This is a genomic window from Streptomyces sp. SID4985, assembly GCF_009863025.1.
Lineage (GTDB): Bacteria > Actinomycetota > Actinomycetes > Streptomycetales > Streptomycetaceae > Streptomyces.
The window spans coordinates 1-6,022 of record NZ_WWIR01000492.1 but is presented as its reverse complement, the minus strand read 5'-3'; the positions used below and the strand labels follow the sequence as shown (position 1 = coordinate 6,022).

8 protein-coding genes are annotated in these 6,022 nt (G+C 69.8%); 5 read left to right on the top strand and 3 right to left on the bottom strand.

Annotated features, from left to right (window positions below; translation table 11 throughout):
* On the top strand, positions 1-445 hold a 445-nt coding region (locus GTW40_RS21705), incomplete at its 5' end, for a CbiX/SirB N-terminal domain-containing protein (RefSeq protein ID WP_272919026.1).
* Positions 446-638: 193 nt separating this feature from the next.
* Positions 639-1,022: an SRPBCC family protein gene (locus GTW40_RS21700; RefSeq protein WP_161181863.1), complete on the top strand. Its 384-nt coding sequence runs from the start codon at positions 639-641 to the stop codon at positions 1,020-1,022.
* 31 nt (positions 1,023-1,053) lie between these two features.
* Here GTW40_RS21700 and GTW40_RS21695 read toward each other — a convergent pair whose 3' ends face one another.
* Positions 1,054-1,890 (bottom strand): DUF4253 domain-containing protein, encoded by an 837-nt coding sequence (locus tag GTW40_RS21695; RefSeq protein WP_161181862.1) that lies wholly within the window; start codon positions 1,888-1,890, stop codon positions 1,054-1,056.
* 121 nt (positions 1,891-2,011) lie between these two features.
* Between GTW40_RS21695 and GTW40_RS21690 the strand changes: the two genes are divergently transcribed.
* Both GTW40_RS21690 and GTW40_RS21685 read left to right on the top strand, forming a co-directional pair.
* Entirely contained in the window at positions 2,012-2,482 is a 471-nt protein-coding gene (locus GTW40_RS21690; RefSeq protein ID WP_161181861.1) for a DUF5959 family protein, read from the top strand.
* A gap of 87 nt (positions 2,483-2,569) precedes the next feature.
* Positions 2,570-3,004 (top strand): hypothetical protein, encoded by a 435-nt coding sequence (locus GTW40_RS21685; protein ID WP_161181860.1) that lies wholly within the window; start codon positions 2,570-2,572, stop codon positions 3,002-3,004.
* On the opposite strand, the gene GTW40_RS21680 is transcribed toward GTW40_RS21685, so the two are convergent.
* Complete coding sequence (locus GTW40_RS21680) at positions 2,973-4,250, bottom strand: RNA-guided endonuclease TnpB family protein (RefSeq protein WP_161181859.1); 1,278 nt, start codon at positions 4,248-4,250, stop codon at positions 2,973-2,975. The two genes, GTW40_RS21685 and GTW40_RS21680, sit on opposite strands and share 32 nt — an antisense overlap.
* A 25-nt stretch (positions 4,251-4,275) precedes the next feature.
* On the opposite strand from GTW40_RS21680, the gene tnpA reads away from it, so the two are divergent.
* Complete coding sequence (tnpA, locus tag GTW40_RS21675) at positions 4,276-4,692, top strand: IS200/IS605 family transposase (protein WP_161181858.1); 417 nt, start codon at positions 4,276-4,278, stop codon at positions 4,690-4,692.
* Between the two features lie 161 nt (positions 4,693-4,853).
* On the opposite strand, the gene GTW40_RS21670 is transcribed toward tnpA, so the two are convergent.
* Positions 4,854-5,804 carry an NAD(P)-dependent alcohol dehydrogenase gene (locus GTW40_RS21670; RefSeq protein ID WP_161181857.1) on the bottom strand — a complete coding sequence of 317 codons (951 nt, stop codon included), beginning with the start codon at positions 5,802-5,804 and terminating at the stop codon, positions 4,854-4,856.
* Positions 5,805-6,022: the final 218 nt, after the last annotated feature.

The following is a 6,022-nucleotide window of genomic DNA, read 5'->3' as shown; positions in this document are numbered from 1 at the left end:
GGCCCTCGGGCCCTCCCCCTTCCTGGCCCGCGCCCTCGCGGCCCGCCTGTCCGAGGCGGGCCGCCCGGCGGGCCGCGCACCGGTGGTCCTGGCCGCCGCCGGTTCCTCCGACCCACGGGCCCGCGCCGACACGGCGGAATCGGCCCGCCTGCTCGCCGCCCGCCTGGACGCACCGGTGACGGTCGCCTTCGCCGCCGGTGAAGGCCCCTCACCCGCCGAAGCCGTCGCCGCCTGGCATACGGCGGGACACCCGGACGTCGCCCTGGCGACCCACCTTCTGGCCCCGGGCCACTTCGCCCACCGCCTCACCGGGACAGGGGCCCGCTGGACGGCGGCGCCCCTGGGCGCGCAGCGGTGGGTGGCGGAGCTGGTGTTGCGACGCTACGACGAGGCGGGGTGCGGTGGGCGAGAGCGGGCGGGCAGGGCCTGGGCCGTCGGTGTTTGAAGGCGGTGTGGGTGAGGGGGCGCGCGCTCAGCGTCTTGGCCGGAGCGGGCTGTGCCGTCCCCGTCCGCTCGCGCGAGGTGAGTTCTCCCGGCCGCTTCCAGGTTCCGCAGACGCGCTTCCCCGTCCGTCCGCTCGCCGGGCGCCCCTGCCCCGCGCGCCGTAGATTGAGGCCGACACCGCTGGGAGGACAGACATGCGGCACACCGTCACGGTCGCGGGCCCCGCGGCGCCCGATGTGGTCTGGGAGCGGTACGCGCGGTACGACCGATGGGCCCACTGGGCACCGCATCTGCGTGCCGTCGAGACGCAGGGCGACGTCATCCGGCCGGGCGCGCGGGGTGTGGTCCAGGTCGCGGGCCTGCTGCGCGGCCGCTTCACGGTCACGGAGGTCGACCAGTCGCACGGCACCTGGACCTGGCAACTCGTCTTCCTGGGTATCCCCGTACAGGTGGGGCACACACTGTCGCCCCACGGGACGGGCACGCAAGTCGTCGTGGAACTGATGGCCGCCTGCCCGGTGCCCCTGCTCTACGCCCCCATGGTCCATTGGGCGCTGCACCGCCTCACCCGCGTCTGAACCGAGCGGCCGCGCGGGGTCCGCGCAACGCTCAGTCCCACCAGAACGTCCAGTGACGGCTGCCCACCAGAGCCTCCTCCGCGTAGAGGCGCAAGGTCTCGTACCCCTGCCAGACATTGTCGGGGCAGAAGGCGAAGTGTTCGACGGCCACCGCGAGGGCTTCGTCCAGCGTCTGTGGGGGTGCCGCGACGGACAGGTCCAGACGGTTGTGGGAGAGGGCTACCACCCGGACGCCGAAACGGTCCTCCCATGATCGGAGAACAGCGCACAGGCGGGCCACGTCGTTCTCGTGGTTGATCGGTCCCGTCCAGCCGATCGCTGCCGGAAGATCCGCGGAGCGGGTCGCGGGGGCCAGGGCCAGGCGAGGGCTTGAGAGCCGGTGCTCCACGAGAGCGGCGGCCACCTCCGCGGCGACCGCGTCCGGGTCCGCCGCCGCGGGCCGTCTCGGGGCCGGGCCGGGCCAGTCGCCGCTGTACGGGGCGATGGTTGCGCCCTCGTCCTCGTCGTCCTCGTTTTCCTCGGTGGCCGCCACCGCCGCGTGCCAGAACTCCTTGAGGACGCCCTCGGCGTCATGATCGGCCGGGGCCGACATCATGCCGGGGTCCAGCTCGGTGTTCCACCAGCCCGCGATGTCCTCATCGCCGTCGAGGAGAACAGGCTGAAGTCCCTTTCCAGCGCAAGCCGCCGCGTACTGGCCCCAGTCGGCCGGACCGGCGATCCCGTCGGAAACCCAGAGCAGCGGCTCGCGCCACGGTCCCGACTCCGTCTCGGTGACGAGCGATCCCGGCGGCAGGCCGAGACCCAACGTCTCACCATCACCCGTGAGTTCAGCCGACAACAGGGACAGGGGGTTCGCATCCATGGACATGACGCCGAAGGTAGCGGCACCCACTGACACCGCCCTGCTGTCCACCGCTGTGGTGCCGGATTCCCCCAGCCAGTGAGTGCGAGAGGATGCACGTCCGACCATCACGGGAGAGAGACCAACGGTGACCGAACCGGGTGCAGTTGACCTGATCAACCTGGAAGACGCGGATGGCGGTCGCTGTGTCGTCCGAGTGACCGGCCGTTTCCAGCCGGGGGTGCTGACCGGCCATGACATCCTGCGGGCCGACGTCCTGACCTCCACCGAATTCGTTGACGCCCGGCTCGAACTCTTCCTCTTCCAAGAGGACTTGACCGCCTGGCAGCACGACCTGACCCGCCTCGCGCCGGGCGCGGGCGTGACCATCGGTGGCGACCGCGGACTGAGCCTGGCCATCCACCTGCACGAGGACCGCTCCCTGTCCGTGACCGTCGACGACCCCGACCGCCTCACCACGACGCTCTGGCTCCAGCCGCGGGAAACCTGGATTCAGGAGCATCACCAGCGGCTTGAGCGCGTTCGGGAAGCATGGCCGAGCGAAGTCGTGGAGACGGCTCCCATGGCCTACGCATGGAGTCCCGGCCGCAATCGTTGAATCACGCCGTCCGCGACCAACATGAGGGGGGCGGCGGGCGGCCAGAGGGGGCGGCGGGCGGCGCGCGCGGGCCGGTGGGCTAGATTCATGATCGCCTTCGCAAACCCCCAGCCCGAGGAACTGACCGTGTCCCAACTGCCGTCCTCCGGTGGCCTCAACGCCTCGCACACCCCGGAGCAGATACGACGCAACCGTCTGATCTTCCTCGCGGTGCTCCTCGTCCTCGCGGGCCTCGTGACGTTCTCCGCCCTGGGCCCGTACGACACCAAGGACCAGTCCGCGAAGCTCAAGCCCGGTGACTGTTTCCAGAACACCGGCACGAAAGAGAACGCGAAGGCCGAGAAGCTCGACTGCACCGACCCGCACGCCGACTACAAGGTCCTCAAGATGGACAAGGACGCGGTCGTCGACACCTTCGCGTGCTCGGACGTCCCGGACACGACCGGCTCGCTGACGCAGGTGGCTGCCAAAGAATGGTTCGTCGTCTGTTTCAAGGAGAACGACGAGAAGGGCAAGAATTGACTTCCTCCCCGGCCTGAAGGCGGGGGATTCCCGTCTGCTCCCACACGGGTTGTGTGGGTCGCTGCGGGTGGGTTCCTGCTTCGCTGCGCTGTGCCGGGACGAGTCCCGGTCTTACCCGCGCTCGACAGGCTGATACCGCCAGTCCGGCGGCCTTGGCGACGTTGACCGCCGCGTTCACATCCCGGTCCAGGACGGCCCCGCACGCCGAGCACGTCCAGATACGGACGTGCAGGGGTTTGGGGCCGTCCTTGACGCCGCACTGGGAGCACACCTGACTGGTGGGCTCGAAGCGGCCGATCCGGATAAGGGTGCGCCCGTACCGGGCGGCTTTGTACTCCAGCATGTTCACGAACGCCGACCATCCGGCGTCGTGGACGGACTTGGCCAGGCGGGTACGGGCGAGTCCCTTGACCGCCAGGTCTTCCACCGCGACCGTTTGGTTTTCGCGGATCAGCTGGGTGGAGAGCCGGTGGTGGAACTCGCGGCGCGCGTCGGCCACCCGCGCATGCGCGCGAGCGGCCTTGACTCTGGCCTTGTCCCTGTTGCTGGACCCCTTCTGCTTGCGGGTGAGGGCCCGCTGCGCCTTCTTGAGTCGCTTCTCCGCCCTGCGCAGGAAGCGCGGGCTGTCGATCTTCCGGCCGTCGGAGAGCACGGCGAAGTGGGTCAGGCCGAGGTCGATGCCCACCTCGGGCGTCGTCTCCGGCAGGACTTCGTCGGGGCCCGTCTCGACGACGAAGGACGCGAAGTACCGGCCCGCGCTGTCCTTGACCACGGTCACCGTGGACGGTGTCGAAGGCAGCGCGCGGGACCACTTCACTTTCAGGTCGCCGACCTTCGGCAGGCGCAGCTTCCCACCCGGGGTGATCGACCAGCGGGCATTCGCCGTGAACCGGACGGCCTGGCGGGTGTCCTTGCGGGACTTGTACCGGGGTGCACCCATGCACGGGCGCTTGCCCTTCAGCCCGTCGAAGAAGTTCTTGTACGCGGTGTCCAGGTCGCGGAGGGACTGCTGAAGGACAACCGCCGAGACCTCGCCGAGCCACGCCCGTTCCGGGGTGTTCTTCGCCTCGGTGATGAGCCGCTTGGACAGGTCGCCGGTCTTCGGGAACGGCAGCCCGGCGGCACGGGCGGCCTCACGGGTGCGGAGCGCGTCGTTGAAGACCACCCGTGCACACCCGAACGCCCTCGCCAACGCGGTGCACTGACCGGCACTCGGGTACACGCGGAAGGAGTACCGAAGCTTCACACGGATCACGATACAAAATTGGTTTATGGGTATCGATGAGAACGTTCGTACTGGTCGTCACTGTATCTTCCGCATGCATGTCCACTTGGTTTTCGTGACGAAGTACCGACACAAGGTCTTCGCCGACCGGCACCTGACGCGGTGCGAGGAGATCATGCGGGCCGTGTGCGAGGACTTCGAGGCCGAGCTGGTCGAGTTCAACGGCGAGAACAACCACGTCCACCTGCTCGTGAACTTCCCGCCGAAGGTCGCCGTGTCCAAGCTGGTCAACAGCCTCAAGGGCGTCTCTTCCCGGCGGCTGCGCCAGGAGTTCCCCGACCTCGTCCGCCATTACTGGCGGGCACAACGGCTCTGGTCCGGCTCGTACTTCGCAGGATCCGTCGGCGGCGCACCGCTCAGCATCGTGAAGCAGTACATCGAACAGCAGAACCGGCCGCTCTGACCTGGGCCGAGGTGAACAGTGCAGATCCGTGCACACAGCTGAGGCCAGAGCAGTTCTCAGATTCGCTTCACCACCGGGCTGAAGCCCGGTGCACTGCGAATAGACCCGGTAGCCGGGGGTTCGGGACGTCTCGGTGCCCTCGCCCACGGTGCCCCGTCCGCTCAGTCCACCCGCACCACGAACTTCCCCCGCACCCCACCCGCCTCCAGCGCCCGGTGGGCATCGGCGATGGCCGCCAGGGGATACACGGTGTCCACTACGGGACGCAGGTCGCCCCGGAGCACATGCTGGGCGATGTCGTCCAGCAGACCCCGCTGCGGATTGCCGCTGAAGAAGCGGACCCGACTGCGGCCGTGGACGGCGCTGGTGGTGATAGAGGCAAGCGACGCGACAGGGCGGGACAGGTCGAACGCGATGGTGACCATACGGCCGCCGGGGCGCAACAGGCGTCGATAAGCTGCCAGTTGGGAACCCACCGTGTCCAGTACGACATCGAAGCGGCCCAACTCGTCCAAGCGGACCGCGCGATGGTCCACCGCCTCGTCGGTACCCAGCTCGCGGACGAAGTCGAGGTTCGCGGCGCGGGCCAGGCCGGTGACGTGGGCGCCGTGTGCCTTGGCCAGTTGGACGGCGATGTTGCCGACGCCGCCCGCAGCTCCGCGTACGAGGAGCCGTTCGCCGAGGCGGAGCCGCGCCTTGTCGCGCAGGGCGGTGACGGCGGTGGTGCCCACCGGGAGCGCGGCGGCCTCCACCAGGTCCAGGCCGTCCGGCACAAGTCCGATGCGGTTCGCGGGCACCGCGACGTACTCGGCGGCGCTGCCGAATCCTGACGTGCGGCCCATCACGCCCCACACCCGGTCGCCCACCGCGATTCCGGCCGTACCGTTGCCGAGCGCGGCGACCTCGCCGGTGAAGTCGAGGCCCGTGCGCTGCGGGAACCGGCGGCCGGTCAGGAGGCGCACCTTCCCGGCGCGGGCGGCGAGTTCACCACCGTTGACGCTGAACGCCCGTACCCGTACGAGCACTTGGCCGGGGCCCGGCACGGGCCGCTCGGCCTCGCCGACGCGCAGCACCTCGGGGCCGCCGTAGCGGTCGACGAATACGGCCCTCATGGTGTTCTCCTCTGCTGGTACGGGGGCTGCCGGAGTGCCCCGGCGACGATGTCCCGAGGCTAGGCTGCCAAACGGACGGCATCGTCCGTTTACGCGGAGGTGAGAGACAGTGACCGGGGATTCCTCTCGGATGGCTCCCTCGGGCGGCGTGGGCCGGTACGCGGCGGCCGACCCCGCCGAGGGGGAGGGGCTGCGGCTGGACGCCCGCCGCAACCGCC

Bases quoted from the DNA above. Each gene is read 5' to 3' on its own strand.
- GTW40_RS21700 (WP_161181863.1), top strand. From the start codon at position 639: ATGCGGCACACCGTCACGGTCGCGGGCCCCGCGGCGCCCGATGTGGTC.
- GTW40_RS21695 (WP_161181862.1), bottom strand. From the start codon at position 1,890: ATGTCCATGGATGCGAACCCCCTGTCCCTGTTGTCGGCTGAACTCACG.
- GTW40_RS21685 (WP_161181860.1), top strand. From the start codon at position 2,570: ATGATCGCCTTCGCAAACCCCCAGCCCGAGGAACTGACCGTGTCCCAA.
- tnpA (WP_161181858.1), top strand. From the start codon at position 4,276: ATGGGTATCGATGAGAACGTTCGTACTGGTCGTCACTGTATCTTCCGC.
- GTW40_RS21670 (WP_161181857.1), bottom strand. From the start codon at position 5,804: ATGAGGGCCGTATTCGTCGACCGCTACGGCGGCCCCGAGGTGCTGCGC.